Annotated in this window: 16 protein-coding genes and 3 pseudogenes; 9 read left to right on the top strand and 10 right to left on the bottom strand. The window is 60.1% G+C overall.

The features are described from left to right. Positions 1-47: 47 nt before the first annotated feature. The 3 genes and pseudogenes from ACW179_RS17270 to ACW179_RS17260 form a co-directional block, all read right to left on the bottom strand. Positions 48-254, bottom strand: a pseudogene (locus ACW179_RS17270) (IS6 family transposase); the annotation flags it as partial. A 54-nt stretch (positions 255-308) separates the two neighbouring features. Further along, entirely contained in the window at positions 309-1,004 is a 696-nt protein-coding gene (locus tag ACW179_RS17265; RefSeq protein WP_492060693.1) for an IS6 family transposase, read from the bottom strand. 139 nt (positions 1,005-1,143) lie between these two features. Next, positions 1,144-4,938: a hypothetical protein gene (locus ACW179_RS17260; protein ID WP_492060692.1), complete on the bottom strand. Its 3,795-nt coding sequence runs from the start codon at positions 4,936-4,938 to the stop codon at positions 1,144-1,146. Between the two features lie 154 nt (positions 4,939-5,092). On the opposite strand from ACW179_RS17260, the gene ACW179_RS17255 reads away from it, so the two are divergent. Continuing rightward, entirely contained in the window at positions 5,093-7,366 is a 2,274-nt protein-coding gene (locus tag ACW179_RS17255; protein ID WP_492060691.1) for a hypothetical protein, read from the top strand. Positions 7,367-7,799: 433 nt separating this feature from the next. Here ACW179_RS17255 and ACW179_RS17250 read toward each other — a convergent pair whose 3' ends face one another. After that, positions 7,800-8,966, bottom strand: coding sequence for a hypothetical protein (locus tag ACW179_RS17250; RefSeq protein ID WP_492060690.1), 1,167 nt, complete (start codon positions 8,964-8,966; stop codon positions 7,800-7,802). Between the two features lie 145 nt (positions 8,967-9,111). Between ACW179_RS17250 and ACW179_RS17245 the strand changes: the two genes are divergently transcribed. Genes ACW179_RS17245 through ACW179_RS17235 form a run of 3 tightly spaced genes read left to right on the top strand, consistent with a single transcriptional unit; the run spans position 9,112 to position 12,430 of the window. Beyond that, positions 9,112-11,520 (top strand): sensor histidine kinase, encoded by a 2,409-nt coding sequence (locus ACW179_RS17245; protein WP_492060689.1) that lies wholly within the window; start codon positions 9,112-9,114, stop codon positions 11,518-11,520. Beyond that, positions 11,520-11,969: a hypothetical protein gene (locus tag ACW179_RS17240; RefSeq protein WP_492060688.1), complete on the top strand. Its 450-nt coding sequence runs from the start codon at positions 11,520-11,522 to the stop codon at positions 11,967-11,969. Before ACW179_RS17245 ends, ACW179_RS17240 begins: the two co-directional genes overlap by 1 nt. Further along, a complete protein-coding gene (locus ACW179_RS17235) occupies positions 11,966-12,430 on the top strand; it encodes a TIR domain-containing protein (RefSeq protein WP_492060687.1) in 465 nt (154 codons plus the stop codon). Before ACW179_RS17240 ends, ACW179_RS17235 begins: the two co-directional genes overlap by 4 nt. Before the next feature lie 233 nt (positions 12,431-12,663). Here ACW179_RS17235 and ACW179_RS17230 read toward each other — a convergent pair. The 4 genes and pseudogenes from ACW179_RS17230 to ACW179_RS17215 form a co-directional block, all read right to left on the bottom strand. Then, positions 12,664-12,744: pseudogene (locus tag ACW179_RS17230) on the bottom strand (ATP-binding protein); the annotation flags it as partial. Positions 12,745-13,009: 265 nt separating this feature from the next. Beyond that, positions 13,010-13,831, bottom strand: coding sequence for a hypothetical protein (locus ACW179_RS17225; protein WP_492060686.1), 822 nt, complete (start codon positions 13,829-13,831; stop codon positions 13,010-13,012). 262 nt (positions 13,832-14,093) lie between these two features. Beyond that, positions 14,094-14,258, bottom strand: a pseudogene (locus ACW179_RS17220) (IS6 family transposase); the annotation flags it as partial. 730 nt (positions 14,259-14,988) lie between these two features. Next, positions 14,989-19,251 carry an RHS repeat domain-containing protein gene (locus ACW179_RS17215; RefSeq protein ID WP_492060685.1) on the bottom strand — a complete coding sequence of 1,421 codons (4,263 nt, stop codon included), beginning with the start codon at positions 19,249-19,251 and terminating at the stop codon, positions 14,989-14,991. A 130-nt stretch (positions 19,252-19,381) separates the two neighbouring features. Between ACW179_RS17215 and ACW179_RS17210 the strand changes: the two genes are divergently transcribed. Next, on the top strand, positions 19,382-19,840 hold the full coding sequence (locus ACW179_RS17210; protein ID WP_492060684.1) for an RHS repeat domain-containing protein: 459 nt from the start codon (positions 19,382-19,384) through the stop codon (positions 19,838-19,840). Between the two features lie 83 nt (positions 19,841-19,923). On the opposite strand, the gene ACW179_RS17205 is transcribed toward ACW179_RS17210, so the two are convergent. Both ACW179_RS17205 and ACW179_RS17200 read right to left on the bottom strand, forming a co-directional pair. Beyond that, a complete protein-coding gene (locus tag ACW179_RS17205; RefSeq protein WP_492060683.1) occupies positions 19,924-20,997 on the bottom strand; it encodes an RHS repeat domain-containing protein in 1,074 nt (357 codons plus the stop codon). Positions 20,998-21,811: 814 nt separating this feature from the next. After that, positions 21,812-22,336 carry a UCP034077 family protein gene (locus ACW179_RS17200; protein ID WP_492060682.1) on the bottom strand — a complete coding sequence of 175 codons (525 nt, stop codon included), beginning with the start codon at positions 22,334-22,336 and terminating at the stop codon, positions 21,812-21,814. Between the two features lie 781 nt (positions 22,337-23,117). On the opposite strand from ACW179_RS17200, the gene ACW179_RS17195 reads away from it, so the two are divergent. Genes ACW179_RS17195 through ACW179_RS17180 form a run of 4 tightly spaced genes read left to right on the top strand, consistent with a single transcriptional unit; the run spans position 23,118 to position 25,535 of the window. Further along, on the top strand, positions 23,118-23,675 hold the full coding sequence (locus ACW179_RS17195) for a prepilin-type N-terminal cleavage/methylation domain-containing protein (protein WP_492060681.1): 558 nt from the start codon (positions 23,118-23,120) through the stop codon (positions 23,673-23,675). Next, positions 23,672-24,496 (top strand): hypothetical protein, encoded by an 825-nt coding sequence (locus tag ACW179_RS17190; protein ID WP_492060680.1) that lies wholly within the window; start codon positions 23,672-23,674, stop codon positions 24,494-24,496. The genes ACW179_RS17195 and ACW179_RS17190 overlap by 4 nt, the downstream gene beginning before the upstream one ends. Continuing rightward, positions 24,493-25,014, top strand: a complete 522-nt coding sequence (locus ACW179_RS17185) for a GspMb/PilO family protein (RefSeq protein ID WP_492060679.1) — start codon at positions 24,493-24,495, stop codon at positions 25,012-25,014. The genes ACW179_RS17190 and ACW179_RS17185 overlap by 4 nt, the downstream gene beginning before the upstream one ends. After that, positions 24,990-25,535 carry a hypothetical protein gene (locus ACW179_RS17180; protein ID WP_492060678.1) on the top strand — a complete coding sequence of 182 codons (546 nt, stop codon included), beginning with the start codon at positions 24,990-24,992 and terminating at the stop codon, positions 25,533-25,535. The genes ACW179_RS17185 and ACW179_RS17180 overlap by 25 nt, the downstream gene beginning before the upstream one ends. Positions 25,536-25,537 lie beyond the last annotated feature (2 nt).

The following is a 25,537-nucleotide window of genomic DNA, read 5'->3' as shown; positions in this document are numbered from 1 at the left end:
TGTCAACTTGATGCGGTCGGCTGAAGCTATCTCTGGCCTAGGTTTCATCAGGCGGCGACGGTCGCTTCGCGGCAGACGTCGTTCGCTGCGGCGCTGAAGGTGCGCAGGGTTGATCGGCTGATCAGGTGACGTTGGGTGTAGAAGGTGTTGTAGACGCTCGCGCGGGTGGTGAGAAACCGTTGGGCTGAAGGCTGGGACTTGAAGAGCTGCATCTTCCGCTCCCGTCGGCGGATCGGCATGTGGGAGTTCTCTGCTCAGCACTGTCAACTTAATGCCGACGGCTGAAGCTGTTTCTGCGCGAGCCCTCGTTACGCGGAGGCGGTCGCTTCGCGCCAGGCGTCATTAGCCGCGGCGCGGAAGGTGCGCAGGGTTGATCGGCAGATCAGGTGACGCTGGGTGTAGAAGGTGTTGTAAACGCTTGCATGGGTGGTGAGAAAACGTTGGGCGGAAGGCTGAGACTTGAAGAGCTGCATCTTCCGCTCCCGTCGCCGGATCGGCAGGTGTGAGTTCTCCGCTCTGTTGTTTTCTCTAAGTCGTCCTGGTCGGTGAAGGCCCTCCAGGCCCAGTTCCTTGAGCGCCGCGCCGTAGGACCTCAGTCCGTCTGTGGTGATCACTTCTGGTTCCACGGGCTGGTTGCGCAGGAGGCGTCTTAGAAGTTTCAGAGCGGCCTCGGTGTCGCGCCGCTTTTGGACGACCACGTCGAGTACCTCGCCTTCGTCATCAACGGCGCGCCAGAGGTACATCCGCTTGCCCCCGATGGAGCAGACGACCTCGTCCAGATGCCATCGCGGCGACGGGGCAGGGCGTTTACGCTTGAGATTCCTGGCGATTTGCGGACCAAACTTGATCGTCCAGCAGCGGATGGTCTCATAGCTGACGTCGACGCCCCGCTGGGCCATCATCTCCTCGACGTCGCGAAAGCTCAGGGTGAAACGGAAATACAGCCAAACGGCGTGTCTAATGACCTCCGCTGGAAACCGGTGGCGCTTGAATGAGAGCTGCACGAACCATCTCCGAACTCGAGCCCCGTCGAGGCCGGAAGTGGAGACAAGTTAGCGTTAGACTGACAGCACCCTTCCAGAAGCTACGCCAAGACGGAAACTCGTCACTTCGATCGACATCGGCCATGCCGCGTCCCCCTCACTACTCAAAGCTCTCTTCCCGAGCCGCTTCACGCTTTCTCTCTGTCTGGATCCAGGTTTTCACCGAGCTTGCGCCCTGATTGGCCCAGTCCACGATTTCCGGCACCCCGCAGTCGGCGAGAATGTCCAGTCGCCGCTCCAGCAGATCGGCCAGGGATCCGCTCCAGCCACTCGGCTGAAGGCGGACGCCGAGACGTCCTAGGAATTGATCCTTGGCCGGAGCCCGTGCGAGCACGGCCAGGAACGTGGGCGAGATCACGTTGTCATCGCCGCCAGGAATGTCGGAAAACAGAGGCAGCACCTCGCCCAAACGCTGATAGCGGGCGATGGCGTCTCGATCCGCCCACGCGCAGAGCGTCTCCGCCGGTACGGCGCTGAACGGCGAGCGTTCAGCGTCTGCGAAATCGAGAACGAACTCGTTTTTCATCAGGCCGGCGAGAAGCAGGGCGTCAAGCGTGATGTCGGGCTGAGCCAGCAAAAGAGCCTTGATGAGACCGCCGACGGTATAACGAGACACATATTGATCGTTCAGGGCGGCGACCAGGCGCGCGCATAGATCGCGCGCGGCGCCGGCGCCGGCGCCGTCGTCACCCGCCATGCACTCGGAGATCACATCGCCCAGCGCGTGATCGCGATGGGTATCGAGCGAGGCAATGTCGATCTTGTTCAGCTGTTCTCGTCCACTTTCGATCAGGATCGGGTCGATGGCATGACCGTCTGACCGCGCCGCGTAATAGGCGATATGCAGGATTTCAATCGCGACCTGTGGTCCCTCTTCGAGCCCGCCGAGCGTGGAGAGCAGGACGGCGAACGGCGCGGGTGGCGCGGTCTGAACGATGCCGCTGATCAAGGATCGATAGGCGTAAACGGGTACTGTTCCGTTAGCAGCAGCCTGGGTCAGTCGATCTAGGCCCCGTTCATCCAGACCCGCTTGGCTTTGCAGGTATGGCGCGTGTGGCCTGAGCACTTCAAGTTCCATCGTCCAAGCCATGAGCGCATCGACGACGGCGGCGTCACGTGTGCGCGCTTGGTCGAGGAAGCCGCCCAGGACGCTGGCGTCTCGCTTGTCCGCTGGCGCGTCCACGAAGGCGCCCACAAGAATTCCCCACATCTCGACCAGGTTTGGAGCGGCCCGTCCAAGACCTTGGCCAAACTGCCACCCTCGGGCGGGTTGGCGTTGCGAGAAGAGCTCCGCAAGGAAAACCTGCAGATCAGCGTTGGTCGCAAAAGCCTCGCCGAGCTGGATCGCGGTCGTTGAGGCCCGATGCCAGGCGCGTACGATGCGAGAACCGCCGTCCTTGTCGTCTCCGCCGTCCGGCTCATCCTCGGCTTCGGCGTCTGCGATGTCGTAGCCGCCGGGCATGCGGGCCATCACAAACGCGCGCGCCCGTTCGAGCAGGTCCTTGGGGGCCAGACGCTCAATGATCACCTCAAGCCTGGCGGTCACCTCCGCTGGCATTCCTTCCTTGGCCAACTGTCTGGCGGTGCGCGCGGCGATCCAGCCATCCGGCCATCCCCCTTCGGCGAATTGGACCGATGCGGCCTCCAACGCGTCATGGCAGGCCGGGAAGGCCCAAAGGCCGCGAAAGTGACGAGCCAGAATCCCCTTTGCATCCTGAATATGGGGTGAGACCTCAAGAAGCAGGGCGATCGCTTCCCGATACCAGGACCAGGTGTCGCCATACGTCTTGGGCTGCCAGCCAAAGTCGCGCGGCCTCGCCCCAAAGTCGTGGTCGGAGCTGGAGGAAAACTGACCCGTCTTCAGGAGCGCTTCGAGGGCCAGGCGGCCAGCCTTCCGTGAGTTCAGATCAGTACTGGTGCACAGGTCCCGCACCAAGAGCCGACGTTGCTCGGGCGTGGCCTGGGCGCCCGAGAGATAGATATGGAAGAGATCCTGAAACGCGTGACGGGCGCTGTTGTGGTTCTGGTTGTCAGGCTCGGTGGCCATGAACTTCGCCAAACCGCGTGCGGCGCGCTCGAAGAGGTCGGGCTCGTAGGCCAACGACTTCAACAAACCGATCCAGGTGGAGCGGCCAGAATTGCTCGCGGCGAGCACGCTATCGGCCTCGGGAAGGTCCAGCGACGCTTCGAGTTTGTCCAGCATCATCGCCGGCGCCACGGGCGCGAGATTGCGCACCACGCTGAAATCGGCGACCGAAAGCAGGTTCTCTAACGGTCCGCCGACGCCGAGCCAGCGCGCGATGAGGGCCTGGGCGGCCGGACTACTGTGCAAATACCCCAGTCGACGCGACAACGATCTCAGGAGTCTGGGGGATGACCCGGCGCTGAAGGCGTCGAGCTTCGTGGGCATGATGCGCTTCAAGGCATCGGCCGCCAGACGATTGGAAAGGGCGTGTGGCAGGAGCGCGCGCCAGCGCCCACGCGATTGCAGCAGCCCCCGTTCGGTCAAGTCGTTCAAGGCCGCGTAAACAAGCGCGATGTCGACGCCCGCAAGGTTGGCCAATGCCGCCAACTCCCCTTCGGCCGTGAGGTCGCTTCCATCAAACGAGTAGGGAAGCGCCAACACCTCGGCCAAGCTCTGCAACTGGCGGTCAGGCGCGTTGCGCTGTTGAAAGATGCGTTCGAACAGAGCCTCGTCGGTTAGGCTGGCGAGCGTTTCTCCCTTTCGCACTGTATCGGCCAGGAACCGCGCGACGCGGAAGTTGCCGTCGCTGAACTCGGCGATTCGTCTCCGATCGAGTTGCGACACATGGTCGAAATCGCGCTCGAGCCAGGCTTCGATGAGCTCGGCCGATGCCCCGGCCAGCCGAAAGACGTCTGTCTGTTCGGGCTCGTCGTCTCGGACATCGTATTCGATCGTCAGCAGGCTGACTTGGCTGTCAGGCTGGAGGCAGATCTTGGCGATCTCCTGGTGAGTGGCTGGGTTGCAGTTATCGACCACCAGGATCGCGCGCTGGGCGCTCGCAACAAGACGGTTGGCCATCTCGCGCGCGGAAGGTTCAAGGTCATTGGCATAGTCGGTGTAGATGGAGAGCGCCGGATCCAGCGCGCCGCCGCCGCCCACTTCCTCCTCGAAAAGCGCCTGCGCCAGCCGTGTTTTTCCGAGTCCCGAAAGGCCAATGAGCCGGACGCAATGTCGAGGTTGAGACAGTAGCCTTCTGAGCCGGTCAACGCCCTGACCGATCGGCAGTTTGTTATGCTCCGGGGTGGTCTCGTCGATGAGAACGGCGTGGTCGTTGACCAGATAACCCGTGTCGTTGGCCGTCCGGGTATCGGACCATTGGCCCATCGGCCGCCAACCCTTCAATTCCCGCCCGATCCGGCTCCGCACCCACGCGGCGACGCCGGGATATTGGTTAGCCCAGACCGCCATGCGGTCGCGATCATAGAAATCCACCGCCAATTCATCGGCGTTAGGATAGGCGCCGAGCGCTTGACGCATCGCGGCCTTGCGCGCGGCAAGCGGGCCGTCCGCGACGGACCCTTGCGCGCTGACGATGATATAGGCGCCCTTGCTGTCGATCAGATCGGCGATGACGGACCGGAGCTGGTCCTTGGGGCGCATCTCGTCGAGGATTTTGCCAGGCGGCATGTCCGGGCGTTTGACCTGAAACCCGGTCTTGGCTCGTGAGACAAAATCTGGACGAATTGGTTCATCCGGCAGCTCGACCCGGACGTCCAGGCCGCCGTCTGGCGCGTCCTGATTACCGCCGGCCGTAACCGCTGACACGGGCGCGCCCTGCTTGCTGAGCTCAGCAATGGCCAGACGGGCGACAAGGGTGCGCAAGTCGGCGTCGTTGAGGCGGGCTGTATCGTCGCCGGTGATGTCGAACATAACCTGAAGTTACATCGGAAGCGGCGAGTCGGAACACCGCTGCGCGCCCGTCTCACGCCCTCCATGAAAGTCGTCCGCGGTTCGCCGCAATGGTCAACGTTGTGACGCGGTCGAACAGCGCTACGCTCCAGGTTCGAGGAGAAGGGGTCCGTGCGTGTCAGAGGATGAAGGCGAGGGCGTCAGTCAGGGCCGAGGTTCGGTGGACGCGCCAGGATTTCGCGTGCTGTCGAGCGACGCGGTCGTGGCCATGCGCGAGGAGCAGGTCAAGACAGCCAAGGAGCAAGTCGCCACGTTCGATGTGGACTTGGAGAAGCTGCGGTCGCTCCTGCGCGCGGTTTTTCCGCCGCATGTGATCGCTGTCATCGCCGGCTGGGGCCTGCGCACTACGGCCGGGCCTGACGGCGTCAAAGGCGAGGGCATGATCAAGGATCTTTCCCAGCATCACGTCGAACTTCTACAGGCGATTGCCCTTACAGCCCCCGCCGGGGAGTGGGGCACGCGACCCGCCGAACCAGAGGACATCCAGAGCGCCATCGATCTGACCCTGAGGCTCGCCTCGGCGATCACGGGCCGGCGCCTGCTGGCGACCGAGGCGATCACCGATCCGATGGCGCTAAAGCAGTTAGGGCTGCAGGAGCGTCTTCGCATTCACACCCAGATGATCCGCAACTGGGCACCCTACCAAGAGATGCTGCGTATCGTGCGGGGGCTCTACACCCACCCGTCCCTCGACGCGCCATTCCGCAAGCTTCACGGCTACGGACCCTTGGACGTGATCGCGGTGGCCGAGCAGACGGTGGCGGCGATCGAAGCCCAAGTGAATGGTCGCTTCACCCTGCTGAAGGACATATTCAGGGCGACCACCATTCCCACGCTCGTCCGCGACTTCTTCGCGAGATATCCTGGGGTGACGGGTGATCCAGACGATCTTCTGAGTTCCATCCATCCGAACGACACATTGGACTCGGTCCGTGGGCGCCTTCTCGCCCACGCCGACCGCTGGCTCGTCGTCAACTCGATCGCGCCGGTAGAAACCATTGCTCTGGCGGCTCGTCTGCCAGACGCTCAGACGCGAGCTATCTTGGATCGACTCAGCTTGAGCGAAGGCGCCCTAGCCGACAGCAAGCTCGAATACCTCTTTCTCGACAATCCGGTTTGGACCAAGCCGGGGTTGAAATCGGGCGAGGCCTATTTCTTTGCTTTCCCACAGAGCGCGGTCAGTTTTCTCCAAGAGATTCTACGGGCTCTTTGCGAAGAAGCCGGTTTGAAAGAGGCATTGGAAAGTCGGCGGGCAAAATATCTCGAAGGCGAGACAGCGCGCATACTGACGCAGGCGCTCCCGGAGAGCCGGATCACCAGAAGTGCAAAATGGCTCGCCTATGAGACTGACGCTTTGGTGGTGCTCGACCGGACGCTGCTGATCGTCGAGAGCAAGTCAGCCACTCTAAGCCCTCAGGGCCTGAGGGGCGCCCCTGACCGGGCGCGCCGGCACATCAAGGAGTTGGTCACCGACCCCTCCGAGCAATCGGCGCGGCTCGCCCAATTGATTGCCGCAGCGCGGGATGGCGATTGCGCCGCTCTCAAAACAGTTCGATCGCTCGGCCTCGACCCAACGGAGATCCGCGACGTCATCCGGATCTCTGTCACGCTCGACGATCTTTCGGTTCTGTCCTCAGCGGAAAACGAGATGAAGGCGGCCGGTTGGATACCCGAGGGCTTGGAGCTGGCCGCGACCCTAAACCTTGGCGATTTCGCGTGCGTGGCCGACATCCTCGTGCGCCCCAGCCAGTTCCTTCACTATTTTAGCCGTCGCAGCGAGGTGCAGCGGGAGTCGAACATCTTCGGATTCGAGTTGGACTTCCTGGGCCTCTATCTCGCCACGGCATTCAACTTGGCCGTTGCTGAAGGGCACACTCAGGTGGTGATCACCGACATGTCCCAAGCGGTTGATCGCTACTATCACAACCTCGATCTTGGCCTTCCGATCGATAGGCCGAAGCCACGCATGGCGCCAATGTTCGAAGCCGTCGTGGATCAGCTCGAAGCGCGCCGCCCGACGGGGTGGACCACCATGGTGTTGGATCTCCTGAGCTTCGGCGATGCCGACGATCAGAGCGAATGCGAGGCCTTGGTGGAGCAGGCGCGCCTGGCCGTGCTCCAAGTTCCAGTTGACGATGATGAATTGAACGTCGTTGCGCTTCTTCCACCGGGCGACCGCGACGTGGCGCTCGCATTTCATGTGTTCCCCCACGCCGAGCAAGACGCTCTCGAGGCGACGGTCAGCCGGATCGCCCAACATGTCATCGGCGAGTCCGGCCGCTCACGATGTCTCGTGATCAGTCGAATGGTCGAGCGCTGGAACGAGAGCGGGTATGAGGCGATCGCTCTGGGAATGGTCGCGGACAAAGCCGGTAACGAGCGGGCTTAGCGACAGGGCGTGAAGCAGGCCGAGAGCGATCAGCGCGGTCCGCTGTACGAGTTCGGGCGTCTTTCTGAGGCGAGCTTTCGAGGGTTCGCGTAAACTCGAGTAATGACGGTAGGGTCCAGAGAGGACTCTAGTTCGGCGCTCCAGCCTTGCGAAGGTCTGCTTTCTGAACCTGGGCCAATGTCCGTTGGTGGCGCAACTCGATGCCTCTCCAATCATAGCGCTGTCAATCGCGTCATCGCGGCGGTGAAGGCCGAGGGCCGGAAGGCGGATGCAGTCGGTAGCCGATCAGCTCGAGACCGAGTAATTTGTCGAAGACTTGGCTCTCAAGACCGTCACGGTGCGCAAACGCGACTATTTTTCCACGGGATCTCACGCCTTCGCGGGCATCTGATTTGTTGACGTGGCCCAGGCGCTCGCGACCATCATCGTCGCGTCAGGCGGCGGCCAACTCCATGGAATCTTCCTCGGTCGCATGGATCCAATCGAGAAGCTCGTGCAGCATCAGAACCTCGAAGTCCTCTACGGCCCGCGCGAACCTTTCTTTGTCGGCTCCCGTAAGTGGCTCGGTCGCGGCGGAACCAGGTGCGAGAAGCCATTCGTTCTCACTCATCCATTTTTCGATTTCGCGTAGCTGGCTACGATACTGGTGGGAGAGGCTACGTCCGTTCTGGCCTACCATCAGCGCGGTGGTCGCCGACGAGGCGCCGATCGCCAAGAGCAAGACGAACTCGAGAGCGTGCAAAACCAAACCGGTATCATGCGCGAACGCTATGAGTAGGAATTTGCCGACGGCGCACAGGATCGCCAATGTGAACAGCCAAAAGAGGATGACGCCACGGGTCTTGTGGCCGCCTTCAAGGCGGTGCTGGGCCGAATGGAACCAGCGGGCCTGCCGAACGGGGCGACGTTCGAGATAATAGCGTGCGACTTCCCAGGACAGGGATGGCGCGTTCACGATGCGGCCCTTGATCTCGGCGATATAGGCCTTCCCAAACCGCGGAGCAGTTTCGTACGGATCCTCGCCATCGGGGATGGCCGCCACGGTCTTGGCTCGCACCTCGTCGAAACTGCCCTGAAGTGTCGAGGCCCTCGGCCCCGAAAGGGCGAATTCGACGGCGTGCCAGACCCGCAAGAACTCGACCTGCGTGCGCTTGGTTATCCACTGAGTTCGCTCTTTTTTGCCCCAATGGAAATGCAACACGACCCAGACGAAAGCCGTAGCCTCGAATGCGGCGGCGAAGACGTGAGCTTGCTCGTTGACTGCCAACAAGGTGACAGTGAGGGCAAAGCACACGAAGGCCATAAAGAGCAACGCTCCGGCTTGAGCCACGTGGCGGACCGTATTGGTCTGCGCCGTGTTAGCCTTCTCGTGATCGTCGAGGAACAAGGCCTTGGCGGCCTTGTCCAACGCCGCCTCGTCCGGGTTGCGTACAGCCTTTATGCCTGTCCAAGGGCTCGCGAATTCGGGACGCTCGACCTTCTCGGCCTTTTTGTATTCGGCTTCCCGCCAGGCCAGAAAAATCCGCGCGATCACAAATGCAAGCAGTGGTGCTGCGACGAAAGCCGCGAGTGTGGGCGGCACCAAATGGTCGAAGCTCATCGGAAGTTCCGGGCCTTTCTTTGTCGCTCGCAACTCTCCTGCAGATTGGATCTGCAGGTTGACCCCGCGTCATAGTTGCTGAAATGGGGGTAATACGCCTTGCGGTAAAGCTCTCTCGCGGTCAAGGTTAATCCGGGAGGGGACTATGCGCGACCTGCTCGACATTGCCCGAAGCTTGCAAACCCTGATCTCCGGCGGGCGGATCGGGGAGGCGGCCCTGCTGTCGAACATGCTCGACCTTTTCATCGAGAGCGGTTTCGTCTCGGCGCGTTACTATGAGATCAATCCCAACGGGCCGAGTAACAAAGACGATGTCCTGTTCCTGCGAATGTATCGATACGCCGATGGCTTTGCGCCCAAGGGGCCTGTCGAAATTCCCTATCACACCTCGACAATCGCCGCCGGATCGGTCGACGACATCGCGTTTGGTGACAGCAGAAGCAGTCCCGATCGAGCGTCTCCATGGATCGACATGCTTGGCCTCAGACGACAGCGCTGGGTCGATATTCTTCTGCGCGACCAAGACGCCCAGCCCATCGCGCTGCTGTCGATGGCGATCGATATCGAGGCCGCCGAGTTCGACCCGCGCGAGACCTTCGCCTTTTCCCTGATCAAGCTCCTGATGGAGCATCATCTCACCACTCAACGACTCGCGCAGATCGGATCGCATCGCCGCATCGCGCGTGAGTTCATCAACCGCAATCGCAAGGAAGAGGTGCCGCTCGTCGAGCTCGCGAGTGTCTGCGCCAAGCTCGCTCTATCGGCCTCCGGAGCTCAAGCCTGCGCGATCTTCAACTATCGTTGGGCGGACCGGCAGCTGGTGAAGATGTCCGAGGAGACGGGGCTTCTACCTGGACCAAAACTCGGCAAGTTCGACGAGAGCTACTTCGTCGGACAAAACTTGACCGGATCGGCCTGGGATAACCCACGCTACGCGTTCGTCGAAAACCTCGCGGCGCTCGCGGCCACCGAACCCGGCTTGGTCAACGACCTATGCGTCGAACACCACGAGACGGCCTTGGGGCCGGCCCATTCTATGCTCATCCGACGTGTCGGTATGCGGTTCATCAGGTTGCAAATCCGCCTGATCAACCGCGCCGACGATCCGACGCTACCCTTCAACAAGGTGCAGCGGGACACCTTCGAGTCGGTGTGCCACGAGCTTGCCGAGCTGGTCGACGAGTATTCCAATCAGATCGTGATCCGGAACCTCGGCCACCTGGCTGCGGTCGGCTTGAGAGCCTTCTCCAATGTCGAAGCCGTGGAGAGAGCCGCGATCGACGGCTTCGCCGAGCTCGGCTTCGATCGTGTGACCTTGCTCTATCGGCCGGCTGGTTCGTCTACCTACGAGGTCATCGGCAGTTCGGATCCGGCCGTGGCCAAAGCGCTGCGCGCCGCGCCGATCATGGCTGAGGACTGCCCCGCTTTCGAGCGCGTCACGCAGAAGACGGGTATCCGGGGCATGGAGTTCTCGGCGGTAAGCGCCAGTTCGGATCAGCTGACGGCGTTTGCCGAAAAGCACGGCTATCCCAGCGCAATTGCTGTCACTTCGCTGCAGGACGGCAGTCCGGATGGCGCCAAGGTCGTCGCCCTTAGGTTCAACGAAGATGCGGGCTCCGCGATCAGGCCCGGCAGCCAGTTGCACCGCTACGCGGCCGAAGCCGAAAGCCTGACGGCAATGGCCTCCATCGTGCGTGCCTCGGTCGAAGCCTCGCGATCGCATGTCTCAGCCGAGTTCGCCGAGGGCTTGGTGGCCCACTTCGGTCATGAAGTCGCCACGCCGATCGTACGCCTCCACAACAAGGCGATCAGTGGCGTCAACGAGGCCATCAAGGCCTTGAGGGACGACCCGGCTTTCTCCGAGGTCGTACAATCGCTCGACCTTCGCAAGGCCGAGATCAATCGGCAGAGCAACTACATCAGCCAACAGATGAAGGTCGCCGTGGCGCTGGCCAACCACACCTCCGGATTGATCGACGTCAGCTTCAACAAGTTCGGTTGGAAGGGGCTCATCGACAGCGCCTGGGAAGAGGCGATCGCCTGGAAGGAAAGCGATGACGGGCAAAGCTCGGCTCGAACCATTCACCTGCTGGTGAAGCCGGGCGTGGCCAAGCTGCAGTCGATCGGTGACACCAATCTCCTCCACAACGTGATGGTCAATCTGATCAAGAACGCCATCAAGTACTCCCTCCCTCGGCAAAGGGGAAAGTCGATGGTCGTGACGGTAAGCGGCGAGACGCAGGGAGCGTGGGATGTCATCCAAGTGGCAAATTGGGGCGTAGGCATCCCTTCGGAAAAGCGCGAGCTGATCTTCGAGAAGTTCTATCGGGTCGAACGGATCGATCGTATTCGCGCGATCCGGGGCATGGGCCTGGGCCTCTACATTTCCCGCCTGTTCGCCACTGCTCACCGAGGTCGGATCTTCTGCCGCAGCAGCGACCCTACGCTGGACGACAGCAATCGGGTCGAGGCGCTCGAAGGTTTCGACACCACGTTCGAGCTCCGGATACCCCAAATTCAACCGCTCGGACCCCAGCACGTGAAGTTGACCTGATGACCGCTCCGCAAGCGCAGATCCTCGCCGTCGACGACGACCTCTCTTCGATCGAAGGGCTAATCTCCGAGCTCGACCTTCGCGGCGTGCCGGTGGACTACGCCCAGTCGACCCGCGAGGCGATGGCAATGCTACAGGCCCGCCCCTACAAGCTTCTGTTGCTCGATCTGCGGTTCGAAGAGGACGGAAAGATCGCCGAGGGGGACGGTTTGCTGCTGGTGACACAGCTGCTTGCGGGAGCCGCGGGAGAGGCCAACAAGCACATCGGTTACATCGTCGTCTCGGCTCAGAGCTTTGCACTGGAGTCGATCGAGGCGCGTTTGAAGATGGCCACCAGTGTGGATCTTGAGGCCCTCCGAGGATGCCGCCTGGCGCGCCTAGCCAAGGGGGACGACATTTCTGTCCAAACTGATCGGATCATTCGGCTCTTGGAGTCCATTGCTAAATGACGGAGCGGACTCCGCGTGTCTTCGTCGTCCATGGACACGACCACAAGGCTAGGGATCAGCTCAAGAGCGTCCTCGGTAAGTTGGGCGTCGAGACGGTTCTGTTTTCCGAGGATCCCGAGATCTCGATCGGCATTCTCGCCAAGTTCGAGCGGTTGGCCCGCTCCTGCGATTTCGCGATCGTGCTGCTCACGCCCGACGATCACAACGTGTCCGAACTTCAGGGAAAGGATGTCTATCACTCGCGCCAGAACGTCATCTTCGAGATGGGCTACTTCTTCGCCGCCCTCGGGAAGCATAAAACGCTCTTGTTGCATCGGGGCGAGATCGAACTGCCCTCCGACATCACCGGCGTACTCTACGTGCGCTTCAAGGAGAAGGTCGCGGAGAAGACCGAGGAGATCCGTAAAGCGCTTGTACGAGGGCGTGTTTTGAGGGCCCCGCGCGAGCCGCAGGCGCACTAGATCACGATTGGCGACGCTTGGCGGTTGTCGTAATTGTCAAACGGCGTTCAAAACTGACCCCCGATCGGCGTCCAATATTGACCCCTCTACGCTCTGTTCACGGACCGGCGGCGAGGTGCGTAGCGGTCAGCTAGCGCAGCGCGTCGCCGCCTAGTGAGCCACTGATCTTTCAGCTGCCCGGGAGGGGGTCTGGGGGAGGTTGAACAAGTTGTGGATGACGCGGAGAGCGCCGGTCAGGCGCGATTCCTGAGCCGCCAGCTGTCGTTGCCGGTTTCGACGATGTCGCAGTGGTGGGTCAGGCGGTCGAGCAGCGAGGCATGGGATTAAAGATCGATGGTGTGCGTGGCGATCTGATGTGATCCGCCAACGCTCCGAAGGGGGGGGGGTCACAGCAATCGGCCGATGAGCTTTGCCGCTGGCGCGTCCAAGATTGGGGGCAGCGAAATAGGCTTGTTCACGAGCTGAGCAAGCGCAAGGGACTGGCCAAGGTTTCAGCGCCATGGCAACGCCGTTTAGTCTGGCAAGGCCGCGCACAGCCCCCGGCGGCCGAACGAAGATATTGGTTGATAGTTCGGCTGCCTATAGGTCCTTCAGTCGTTGGCGGGCGCAGCGCAGAACATAATCTTCCACCATGTTGGCATCTGCGGGATAGGCGATCAGCCAACCTTTTTGAGCATAGGAACCCCTGAGCTGACTTGGAGCGCGAGCTTCGTCATCTTCGCCCACCCAGATACGGAGGAACGCCTGCTTGGGGTCGATACGGATTGGTGCCGCTCCTCCGAGCCGATAGGAAGTGCCGCGTCCACTTGCGAGCGGCATTGGCGTCAGCCCAAGACCAGAGAGACCCTGTTCAAGGCGCTGATGAAGCGCGACCGCTGATGTGCCCAGGCGGGTCTGGCGGAGGGGCTTTGGCCGAGCAATTTTATCAGCCTGAGGACTCTTAGGCTTGTCAGGCTTCTTGAGTGTCGCGCGCCACTTTGCCATTTCGCCCTTTGCCCAGCTTCCCTTGGCCATGAGGTCGAGATCCAGCGATGCTCCCCAAGCGCGGCGGAGGGTTGCCTCGGTCGCGAGAGCGGCGCGTTTGTCAGGAACTTGAAGCGCGTAGATCTCCAATCCAGAGCTCAGGCGCTTCAGAAAGAGCGCGCGCTTCTGCTGCTCTTCAGCGGAGTCGGGCTTGAACTGACCTGCAAGCCACCGATTGTATAGGAGGTATCGTCCGCCGAAACCCGAATGGCCACACGCTATTCCGAAGCGGACGAGTTTTGGCTCGGAGGCTGACGCATCAACCCACGCGTATATGACCTCGCGCTTCAGCCATTCATCGCGGATGGTGAAGGTGGTCCCTTGGTAGCGCCCGGCATGAGTAAAGCCGAGTTCGAAGAGGTACTGGAGCGTAGTCATATTTGGGCCTTTTCCAAAAGGGCTAGTGGAAAGTGGACCCCGGCCCATTAAGGCGGCCGATCTTCCTGCTGGCGCTTAGGGCCGCCATACACCCATGACGTTTGAGGCCGTCCGCCTTAGTCCATGCAGCAACGTACTTCGAGCATTTCGACCGGACAAGATAGAATCTTTCCATCGATCTCCCGGGACCCCGACACCACCGACGGCGCCACTGAACCCAGGATTCTCGTTACGGCTGGATGAGAAATGGGGGTCACGTCACAAACTTGATCGTCCAGCAGCGGATGGTCTCATAGCTGACGTCGACGCCCCGCTGGGCCATCATCTCCTCGACGTCGCGAAAGCTCAGGGTGAAGCGGAAATACAGCCAGACGGCGTGCCTTATCACCTCAGCTGGAAACCGGTGGCGCTTGAACGAGAGCTGCACGAACCATCTCCGAACTCGAGCCCCGTTGAGGCCGTAAGTGGAGACAAGTTAGCGTTAGACTGACAGCACCGAGACAAGTTAGCGTTAGACTGACAGCACCGACGGCGTGCCTTAAGACCTCGGCTGGAAACCGGTGGCGCTTGAATGAGAGCTGCACGAACCATCTCCGAACCCGAGCCCCGTTGAGGCCGAAAGTGGAGACAAGTTAGCGTTAGACTGACAGCACCCGATATTGGCTTCACATCGTCTCCACTCTAATCGGTGCGTTTCGCCTGTAGTGGAGATAATTAATGTTAAGCTTATAGCATCGAAAATGTTAATCGTGGGATAGAATATTTCAGGTATAATATTTATCTCTTTCGTTTTGTGCTATTGATGTAGAAATAAGAGAGCATTAAAATAATTCCCAAAATAAATGCTAAAGATACAAATATAGTAATCTTTACATTAACATACCATTGCGGATCAATTTCTGGCACAATTACCATAGTTGCGGCAAGTATTGTTACAGAGCTTACAATTAGCCACTTTGCTTTCGAGTTTGCGTAATTGAGTGACGTTGATAGCTTTTTACGGCTAACCAATACTGAGCAAATTGCGGTAGAGGCGAATATATAAAATATTATGCTCCATTTCAGCAGCGGCGCTTCCGAAATTTTCGGAACCATAACAACTGTGAAGGCACACAACGTGCTTGTAATCAATAAGGTTACCAATATGGCGTTCTTTACTATTCTGAGCATGGATTCTTCATTGCGCTAGTAATTTGATCCGACATCGCTCCTGCTCCTATATCGCCAGCATCCTTTCCTGCGTTTATAGAGGCTTTCTGCGAAGCACTTGGTTTATATTTAACTAGTCGCGTAATGTCAATTTGTTGGGCTAAGCTTGTTCCAAGAGAGATCATTGCAGCCCGATCGCCCAAAGAGGCTTTCCCTGCATTTGCGGTCAGGCCAACGACTCCGCTCGCAGCTGTGACTCTGTTGCCCACAGCCATCATGCCCAGTCCCGGCAAAGCGCCAACACCTTCAAATGCAAGTCCAGCGAGAGCCGCAGCCCCCCCCACGCCGGTAATTGCGAGGCCAGAGCGCTCGCCAATTTTTGACCCCTTGTCTAATACATCAAGCGCTCTCCAGGCCAGGCAGATTTGTTGCTTTTTATCCGGAACTGAATATTGTGCAGGGCCAACACCAACTTTGATCTCAACACTTAAATGATCATCGACGAGGAAGTAGTATGTCTTGCAACTCAATACAATTATGTCAATCTCGCCAGCACGTCCTGGCACTAACGAGCTAGTGCAAGACCTTTTCTCTCTGACGTTCATAAGTCCTGACGGGTCTTTGTTATTTATTGGGTCATTTCCGACATAGGCGTACCAGTTCATCCCATCGGCGTATCCGATGGGATCGGTCTGCATGAACCGGCCCAGGGTCGGAGAGTACATGCGCGCCTTGTAATTGTAGATCCCCAGTTCAGAGATGAAAGTCTGGCCGGTGTACTGGTAGCGGCCCACATTGCCGGCCCCGGGTGAGCCATATTCGTCATAGGTGTTGATGGCGGTCGCCGCGCCTGAAGCGTTGGTTACCGCCACGACCGAACCGCGTTCGTCTGCCGCAAGCCATCGGCGGTCTGATGTGCCTGCGCCTTCGTACCAAGCGATCGGCTCATCGACGCCGGGGCCGGGGATGTAGCGGCGTAGAAGGGTGCCGCTTGTATTGTACTCGGCGGCGAGAGTGTTGCCGTCGTAGAGGAAGCGGGTGGCCGTGCTGGCCGAGATCTGCGACAGGCGGCCCGCAGGGTCGTAGCCAAGCGTCGCGCCGGTCGAGGCGCTGACCAGTTGGTTCTGCACATCGTAGTTGAAGGTTGTCGATCCATCGGAGGTGAGGTTACCTCGAGTGTCATAACCCAAGGTCAGCGGCCCTGAGGTCGTCAGTTGATTCAGTCCGTTTGACCCGTAGGAGCGGCTCACCGGGCCGCCACTCATCCAGTTGTAGGTCTCATTGCTTGCCGCGCGGCTTTTGATCTGACCAGCGGCATTATAGGTATAACCGTAGGTCTGGTCCTGGGCGGTGGCAGCCAGATTCAGTGTCAGGCCGGTAAGTCGCGAGACTGCGTCATAGCTGTAGCTGGTCTCTTTCGCGGGGCCTCCAGCTCCGGACCATTCATATTCCCGCCTGCCCAGATCGTCATAGGCGACCGCCCAGATGCGTGTCCCGTCGCTCTGCCAGATATTCTTCATCCGGTCCGCGCCGTCGTAGTCGTAGGTGACGTAGAAGGCGTCAGGCCAGGTGATCCGGGTGCGGCGGCCAGCGAGATCATACTGGTAGCTCATGGTTCCCAGAACGCCCGCCTGGCTGGTGTTTCGCCCCAGGGCGTCGTAGGCCAAGGTCAATTGATGGGCGTAGTTGGCTGCGGCGCCGCTGGAATAGCTTAACGAAGTGAGCCGGCCAAGATTGTCATAGGCATAGTCGGTGTCCGGCACAGGCCCGCCCTTGTGGGTCAGGCGGCCGAGGTTGTCGTACGAAAAGCTTATCGTATTTCCGTCGCGGCGGCGACTGCTGAGCACATTGCTCGCCATGTCATAGGTGACTTGCTCGTAGTCGGTCGTTGAACTGATCGAACCATTGGAGGCGATCGGATAGAGGGTCTTCACCGGACGGTCAAAACCGTCATATTCATAAGTCGTGAGATTTCCATTCGCGTCCGCCGCTGTCGCAACCGTGCCATTGGGTGTGTAGGAGAAGGCGACATCCTGGCCTGCGCCGGCTGTTCCGTAGCCGGCCGTTACCGAGAGCAATTGGTCGATGGCGTTGTAGCTGTTGTAAGTGATCCGATCCGGTCCGTCGGTGCCCGTGGTGCTCAGTGAGCAGGCCCCAGGCAATGACCCAAAGACCGCGGAGTTCATTCGAACCGCAGTGCAGGAGAGCCTTCCGACCGCATCATAGGCATACTGAGTCACGCCATAGGTCGTCGCGCCCGACTGCAGACTATCCTGGATCTTGCGTCCGTATGCATCATAGGTCGTCGCCTGCTTCTGGAAGACGGTAAACGTCGACCAAGCCGTGTCGGTTTGATCTGAGGCGCTTCCTATCTCGCTGAGGGTAGGATTTCCTTTGGCGTCATAGGTCACCCGAGCAGCGGCGCTCTTTCGCGCGCCACCGCCGTCCGGGTCGGCTCCAACGACACCAGTCGTCTGGCGAGCAGCGTCATAATAATAGCGCGTGGTGTCGCCCGTACCGGCCAACGGGCCATCAACGGTGCGAACATTGCCTACCGCATCATACGTGATTGCCGTTACAGCGGTAAGAGCCCCGTCGCCAGAACCGGAAGACACGCTCGTCGGAAGCAGATTGTTGGCAACGCCCGTCGTGCCGTAAGTGATTGTGGACTTGGATTCAGACGCTGAACCGGAGCATGGGAAAGCGCCCGCGCACGCGGAGGTTTCCGTCAAGAGCGTGATGGCCGTTGGGGCCTGGGTCTGAGTGCCCGCAGCGTTCTTGTACCATGCGTTCCGCGAACCATAAGTGTAGCGCACCTGGGGTCTGGACGCACCTGTTGACGGAGGCGGCGGTGTAATGGTGAGCAGCCCGCCATGTCCAGAGTCATATGTGTAGTCAGTGACCTTACCCAAGGCATCGGTGGTCGTGTTGGGCTGGTTGCAGACCTTGGCGTTCGAACACGAAGCCGAATAGCTGGCACTGGTCACGATATCAGCCAGGCCAGATCCCGATTTGGCCTTGTAAGTTTGCGAAGTGATGTTGCCGCGACCATCGTATGCAATCTGCAGATAGTCCCCGGACGACCCTGCTGCGACGCCTTCAGGGTTCACTAGTTTGGTCACCCGCCCACTGCCGTCATACTCAAAGGCCCGCACGTAGCTCTGAGCACCGTTAACCAAGGTGACGGAAGTCAGGCGATTGGAACTGAGATTGGCGATGTAGACCGATTGGTGGGACAACGGCCCAGTGACCGTTGTGGTCCGTGTCGAACCAGAGTCAGCGTATGCATAGTTCCACGTCCCGGTAGCATTTGTAACGCTACTGACCTTGCCGGCATTGTAGGTGATTGCGACATCGTCGGCTGTGCTACTTGGTCGGCGTATCGCGCTTAGGGTCCCGTTGTTTGGGAAGTAATAAGTCGTTGCTTGGTTAGATTGGTCGTTTACCGAAACCGATCCCGTTACCGATGCAAACGTAAGGCTCGGCCACGTCTGTGAATAGGTGCACGAGAATGCGAGGGGATCACAGTAATCGACTGCGGTGTTAAGTGCCGTCGCCTTGATGAGTTTCGACCAACCCGCCAACCCAACAGATGGCGTATTTGTCGAATAATCGTAATGTATCTGGTATCCAAGATTATTAGATACAGACTGGATGCGGGAAACGTAGCCATAGCTTGTGCATTGGCCGTTGACAGGCTTTTGGCAAATCTCGCCGACGACAATGTTAAAATCTGTCTTGAGTCCATTTGGAGCGAGCAAGCTTGTCATCACCGCTTCGTTAGCGCCGAAGTAGTTGCTTGCATTCTTCGCATAGGCGACATCGAAGCTGGCTACAAAGCCATCTCGTGATGTGAAGGTGAACCCTGTGGTCCCTACAGCCACAAGCGTAGCGCCGCTCCCGCTATTCGAGTTGAAGCTCGAGCCGCTCTTGGTGAAGGTTTCTGTACTGTTCGCGATTGTGACAAAAAAGGTTGTGCCTGAGCTGCTGATTGTCCCGAGCTGGAGATCTCGCCAGCCTCCGTCGTTCAGAACTCCGCTGTAGCCCAACAGAGCCCGGCTGAATGTAAGGCCGCCACTGGAGGGGTCACCGACAGCAATCGACGGTGTGCCGGTAAAAAATTTGCCGCTAATGACGTCCACGCCGCGCGCGTCAATTTCAAACCTTTCTGGCGGGATTGGCGCACTTTGCGCGTGTGCAATTGTGCTGAAGCAGGTCGAAGCGCAAAGCAGCGCGCTCAGACGCGCGAGCCGAGAAAGTCGATGAGCCACAAGTCCCCCTACTGACAAAGGGCGGCTCAATCCAACGCTTACGACAGAGAGCTGCACCTTGGCCCGAAGCTCAGCTGCAATCCTAAATTTTGCAACTAGGCACCGAGCAATTTTTGGAAAATTTTTTGGCATGTGCAATTTTCGATTGCACGCCCTGGCTTTCGCAGTTCACCGTCTTATCTGGGTTCCATGGCAACCGGTGGTGTGGAAAATGATCGTGTCGAGAAAAACATGTGCCCGGGCTTTGGTGGCCGGAGCTTTGACGCTTGGCATGCTCGGCCAAGCCAGCGCCGCGACCATCACATACACCTATGACGCGCGCGGCAGGCTCTTGACCGCCAACAGCACCGCTGGCCGAAATGCGACCTACACCTACGATGCAGCCGGAAATCGCACGAGCATGGTGACGACCGGAACCTATGCGCTCAAGCAGGATCAGCCTGCGAATAGCGATCAGAATGCGAAGCCTATCCAGCTTGCAGCCAAACAGCGCTCGACGACCGTTGGATCTAACGCTTCTGATCAGGCCTCTGATTTTATCGAAGGTGAAGAGGCCATGCTCAGAATGGGCGTCCTAACCTTCCGCTAAAGCGCTAAGCGAAATGTGAGCTTTTTGTTTTAGCCGACATGGGCTGTACCAGCAGCGCCTATCGGCCGGTGTGGTTCCCCACCTTATCGCAGGCCGACTTTGTCCACCCGCACATAGGCGCGCGGTCGAAAGAAGGTTCGAAACTCAAAAGTATGCCCGCTGCGCGAGGCGTCGACGGTGAAGGGGACGCCAAATGTCTCGTAGGTCATGGCCATGCTGAAAGCCTGCGGGGTCAAGCTGCGAAAAGTCACCACATCGCCTTGAGTGCTGTCGAAGACTTCAAGGCGAACGGTCTCGTCCTGAGCCGCAGCGATGTCGCCGACCATCAGTGTCCAAAGAGCCACGCGCTGCCCTGCCGCCAGCACGGTGTAAGGGCCGTAGGTCATGGCGCCGGCCGCCGTGGATGTGCTGGCGGCCCAGCCGTCGCCATCCGAATAACCGACCACATGCGGCAGACCGCTTTCGGCTTCCCAACTCGTAGTCGCTGTACCCGCCTCGGGGCCTCGCAAAGTCTTGGCGGCCAAACCGATCCGGTCTTCCCAAACCGTGACCGATGGCGTGTAGAACGCTCTGAGTTCGAAAGTGTGGCCTAACCGACTGCTAGCCCAATCAAAGGGCAGCGTAAAATATTCATAGGTAAAGTCCGCCTTCCAGTCAGGCCTACGCAGGCTGCGCTGCGCCACGATCTGGCCTGCGGTTGCGTCAAAGACATCTAGGCGGAGTATTTCCAGGTTAGGCGAAACTGCTTCGTTGCCAATCATCAGCCGCCAGACGCCCAAGTTCGCGCCGACTTCGATGTTCGTAGCATACGGTCCGTAATTTAGCGCGCCAGCGGGTGTGGATGCCGGCGCCGTCCAGCCATCGGCCGTTGCTGCGCCGATGAGGTGGTAGGGAGAATCCTCGGCTTCCCACCCTTGCATGACCGGAAACTTTAGGACGCTGGTCATGGCCGTGCGGTTGTCGGCGTTGTCATAGGTATAGGTAATCTCTTCGCCCGTGGTTAGGCGCATGACTTGCACGAGCCGCCCATGAACATCGTATTTGTAGGCCGTCTCGGCCAAAGCTGGCGCGGCGCCCAGCAACGCAAGGCACAGAAAAAGCCCCGTGCCCGCCAGCTTTCTGCGTACTGTCATGACCGATTTCGCCCCCGCGACCATCAAAACTCAAACCAGGCCGAACCTCAGGCCGTTACCTCGCCACGATTGTCAACGCGCCGCGCACAGCCAGACCATGGCCGTCTGTCACCGTGTAGAACAAGGTCGTAGGGCCTAGCTGAAGGTTGGAGATTTGGACCGTATCTCCTTCCAGCGTTGCTATCGCCCCATTAGTTGGGGGCGAGATTTCTCGGATATGTAGAGCATCGCCATCTAGATCGGAGCAGGCGGGCGACGCCTCTATGGGGCGGATCGTCGCTTGCAATGGCCTGGGGGTTGCCGGCTTTTCCAGCAGGAGAACCTTCGGGGCGCAGGACGGCCCTCTATTGCCCGTGGCGACTTGTGCCTGAGTGCTCACGCTTACCGAGCAAGCCATGGCCACCGTGACAGCGAAGAGGGAAACCGGCCGTAAACGCTTCAACACATTCTCCCGCAAAGTCATCGGCGGCGATTTAGGCACCGGCGCCGACAACCCTAAGCTTTGCCTTACCGATGCCGCTAGCCGACCCACTCGGTGATGTAAAGCACGGGTTCATGGGCGACCCACGTTGAGTCAATTCTGCACAGTTCGCCAAGCTAAAGGAGCCTGGGAGTTGGGCGATGGTCAAGCCAGCGGTTCACTGATGATGGATCGAAGGGGCAGATTATAGCAATTGGGGTGCTCTCATTTTCTAGATTTCGATTAGATGTGGATTGGCCGCAATAGCGCTTGTTCGTAAATGACAATCTAATCGTCGAAAGCCGCGTTGGGCCTGATATTTCCTTGTTTCAGTGGGCATTCACTTCATAGCCAGCCCCATGTTGCAAGTTGGGAGCCTCACGATGCCGGAAACTCCACCTGGTAGCGCTGCTCCTTGACACCAACGTAGGGTGCGCAAGCTTCAACGGCCCGAGCGGCGGCAGACTCCGCTCCCCGTTGCGGAGCATCCATGGGCTCGTCCTGCCGCCGCAGAGCCTTCGGCGGAGTTTTCAGTCGTCCATCAGTTTTGAGATCGACAACCAAGGTCACTTTCTGCGCCGTTAGCGGCCGCCAGCACGCCGAAATCTGTTCCCAAATCCCGCCCCGTGGCTTTGCCGGTCGCTGCCCCACCGGTGGCAGAGAAGCCGCCGCCATATAGTCAATTGTGCCTTCGCCAAGACTGGCGGTTTGGTCTGTCGAGGTCGCATGGCCTGTCGCCACCGACGGATCTGCGGGCTTGGCGAAAAGCTCGTCCAATGACGAGATCGAACGGTGCTGCTGCTGGACAACCGGGGATGAAAGCTTCTGGCCCCATTCCGCCAACTGAGAGACAGGGCGAGACGAACCGCCTGATGCGCCTGGTGATGATGCGACGAGCGTCACGGAAATAGCCGCCTCAACAACGGGCTCTTCTGGCCTTTGGCTCACCAGGGCCGCCAGGCCCAAGGCAATACAGTGACCAAATATCGCCAGCGCTAGTCCCGCCGATGGACGAGGCATCCTCTGGAGCCCTGACGAACCCGATACCCTCGCAACGATTTTGCCAGCTCTCATGTCGCTCGATGTCGGCCCGGACGAGAATCCACACCGCCGCAGTCCGGCAGGGGCGTGATCGAACCCGACTTGTGATCATTCCCAGAAATTGTTCAAGAGCCAGAGAGCATGCCATGCAACTCGCCCGGCAAGGTTGAAATCGACTGTTCACCGGACGGGACGTCGTGATACCAAAAAGCCTGAGGACCGATGTCTTCAGGGGACGCGTGTCGGCGTGGGTTGGGGTGGTTTTGCGCCAGGGGCAGGACTGTGATGGATCGGGTGAAGGGGGCTTTGCGGCCGTCGATGCGCTAGTGGCTGTGACCATCTTGGCGTCCAGCCTTTCGCTTTCGCTGGTAGCGGCCCAAATCGCCGCCCGTGCTTCGAGAATCGCCGCCGAGACGAAGGCTGCCGAAATCCTCCTGCGCGAACGCTTGGTCCTCTATTCTGGGCGCCCTGGCATCGAGACGGGCGAGGCAGGCGGCCTTAGCTGGCGGCTGGAGGCCACAAGATTTGGCGCAACAAAAGCCCGCATCATACCCTGCAGCGTATCAGCGTCCGCCAGGTCAAAGCGTACAGCCCGGGTCTATCAAATCAACGCCCTCGAGCTTTGTTTCGCTCCGGCTGCACCATGAACGACGAGGGCTATACCTTGGTCGAAGCCCTGGCGGCCTTGACCATCCTTGGGATGGCGCTGGGCGGCCTTGGCCTGGTCGCAAGCCTGATCGGAAAACAACAGCTGGCCTCCAATCGCGCCACCCGAGCGCTGATGAACGTGCGTATTGTCGACCATGGCCTGGAGCAACTGTTGGCAGGCGAGGGGCCCTTTATCACCAACGGAGCTCAACACTTTGCCGGCTCGGCGACCAAACTGGAGTTTCAGTGCGGGGACAAGGTTTGCGGGGCCAGTCTGTCGGCCGCTGCGAGCGATAGCGTGATGCAGGTGCGAGGACGGCGCCAGACTACGGCGCATGTGCCAATCAAGAACGCTCCAGCGCGGTTTGCCTATGTCGACGCACTGGGCGAGACAGACGCTTGGCCACGAGACGGCGGCGGACTTTTGCGAGCGGTGATTGTCAGAGGCGACCGCACCGCGCCCCCGGTGGCGCTTGCCAGGCTGAGGGTTCAAGAGCCGCGGGATTGCCAGTTTGATGGCGTCATTGGTGCATGCCGGACTGTAACGCCATGAGGCTGGGCGTGGATTTGCGGTTGGTGGACGAGGACGACGATCTCGATCTTCGGCTCCCCTCTGTCTCGAGCGTCGGCGAGGATGATCGCGAGCCTGCGCGACGGCCTTCAGTTTTCGCGCGGCTGGTTCAGGCGCCTCCGGGCCTGCCTTGGGAACAGTCCAAGGCGGCGCTACTTGAGGCGCGTCATAGCGCTCCGCTGCCCATCGCCGAGACGCTGGTCCGCCTTAAACGTCTGACGCCCTGGCGATCGGGGGAACCGGGCAAGTTCGCTGCTGGCTTTGTTCGCGCCGCAGAGGTTTCCGAGCGCATCACCTGCGCCGTGGATGTCGATGGACAGACCATTGAGCTGACTTTCGAGCCGGCCGATGCGCTGGCGCGGCGCGCGCGGCGCTCTCTGTTTGTCGCGGCCGCCAGCGCAGTCGTCGTAGCAACCGTTTTCATAGCGGTTACGGCGGCCCTTCTCGCGCGATCCGAGGCCGAGGAGCGTCTGTCCTTCCTTGAAGACCAGGCCACGAGTAAGCTGCGCCGTGCTGAGGCTGCGCAAGCCGCTTGGCGTCAATCGTCAGCACTCCTGGCGGCAAGGCCTGGCTATCGGGTTGAGACGGTTACGGCCGACCTTGCCTGGGCGATGAGCGCGCGCGATCCCGACGCGCGGATTGAAGCCTGGCGCTGGGATCGTGGACTTTCGGCGGTTGAAGCGCGCACCGACACATCGCCTTTTAAGAGCACCGATCGAAGCGTGCGCCGTGTGGACAGACCCTTGCGACGCGGGGTCTGGCTATGGGGCGTGCAGCCGCCGTCGGGCAGGGGTGAGCCATGAGCCCGCCTTTCCAGTCGGGCCCGGGTCTTGCCATCGCTAGCGCCATGGCCGCAGGCGTGCTGGCGGTCGCTGCTGCGCTTGGCCTGTCGGCCCTGGCCAAGCCTGCCAACTTTACCGAGCGACGTGCAGCGCTGGCCCAGAAAATCGAGCGCATTGAAACCTTGAGCAAGATATCGGGCGGCCCCGCCAGCTTGCCCAGAGGCGCCGTCTGCGAAGGCGATCTTTTGCAAGGGGGGCGGCAGATCGAACAGTCATTACGGTCCGCGGCCCAGGGAACCTTCGAACTTGCCCATCTCAACTTTGCCCCTCTACCCCAAAGCGATGGGCTGGCGATGCAGGCGGGGACTGTGCATTTCAAGGCCACCGGCGGCTATGAGCAGGTGCTGGGACTACTCAAATCATTAGAGGGCGCGCGCCCACTGATTTTCGCCGATAGCGTAGATCTGGTCTCCCAGACCTCTTCGGCCACGTTGCAATTTTCAGGACGGTTCTATTGCTCGACTTCCGCGCTTCGATAGTCGTGACGGCCAGCGCGGTCGGCCTGACACTGGGCGCGTTGGCGTGGCTGGCAGCCGGGCGCAACGATCCGCTCGCTGACCTCCAAGCGCGTGTAGATGCATTGCCACCGCCTAGCGCAGCGAAGTCCTCGGGTCTTTCCAGCGCGATCGGCGGAGCACCGCTCTTTGCCATGACCACGGGTCCCAACCCCGTGACCGATCCTGCTGTCACGTTGATGGGTCTGTCTCGTATGCCCGGACGAAGCGCCGCCTTACTATCGATTGGTGGCCAAGCTCCAGCGTGGCTGACTTTGGGCGAGCGCCGCGATGGCGTCTGGCTACGGGAGGTCGGGGCCGGCCGGGTGACCCTGGACTTGCCCTTGGGGCTCAGGGACCTTCGGCTGGGCGAGACGACCGCGCCGCTGGGCGCGATGCCGCCGTCGGCTCCCCAGCAAAACACAATGTCGAATGAACAGCCGCCCGCCGGCTATCGCCTGCCGCCGCCTCCCGCGAGCGCGCCGGCGATGGGCGTGGGCGGGTAAGC

Source organism: Caulobacter sp. AVps18, assembly GCF_058681425.1.
Note: the sequence above shows the minus strand (reverse complement) of the source record. Positions and strands in the feature narration are given on the sequence as shown.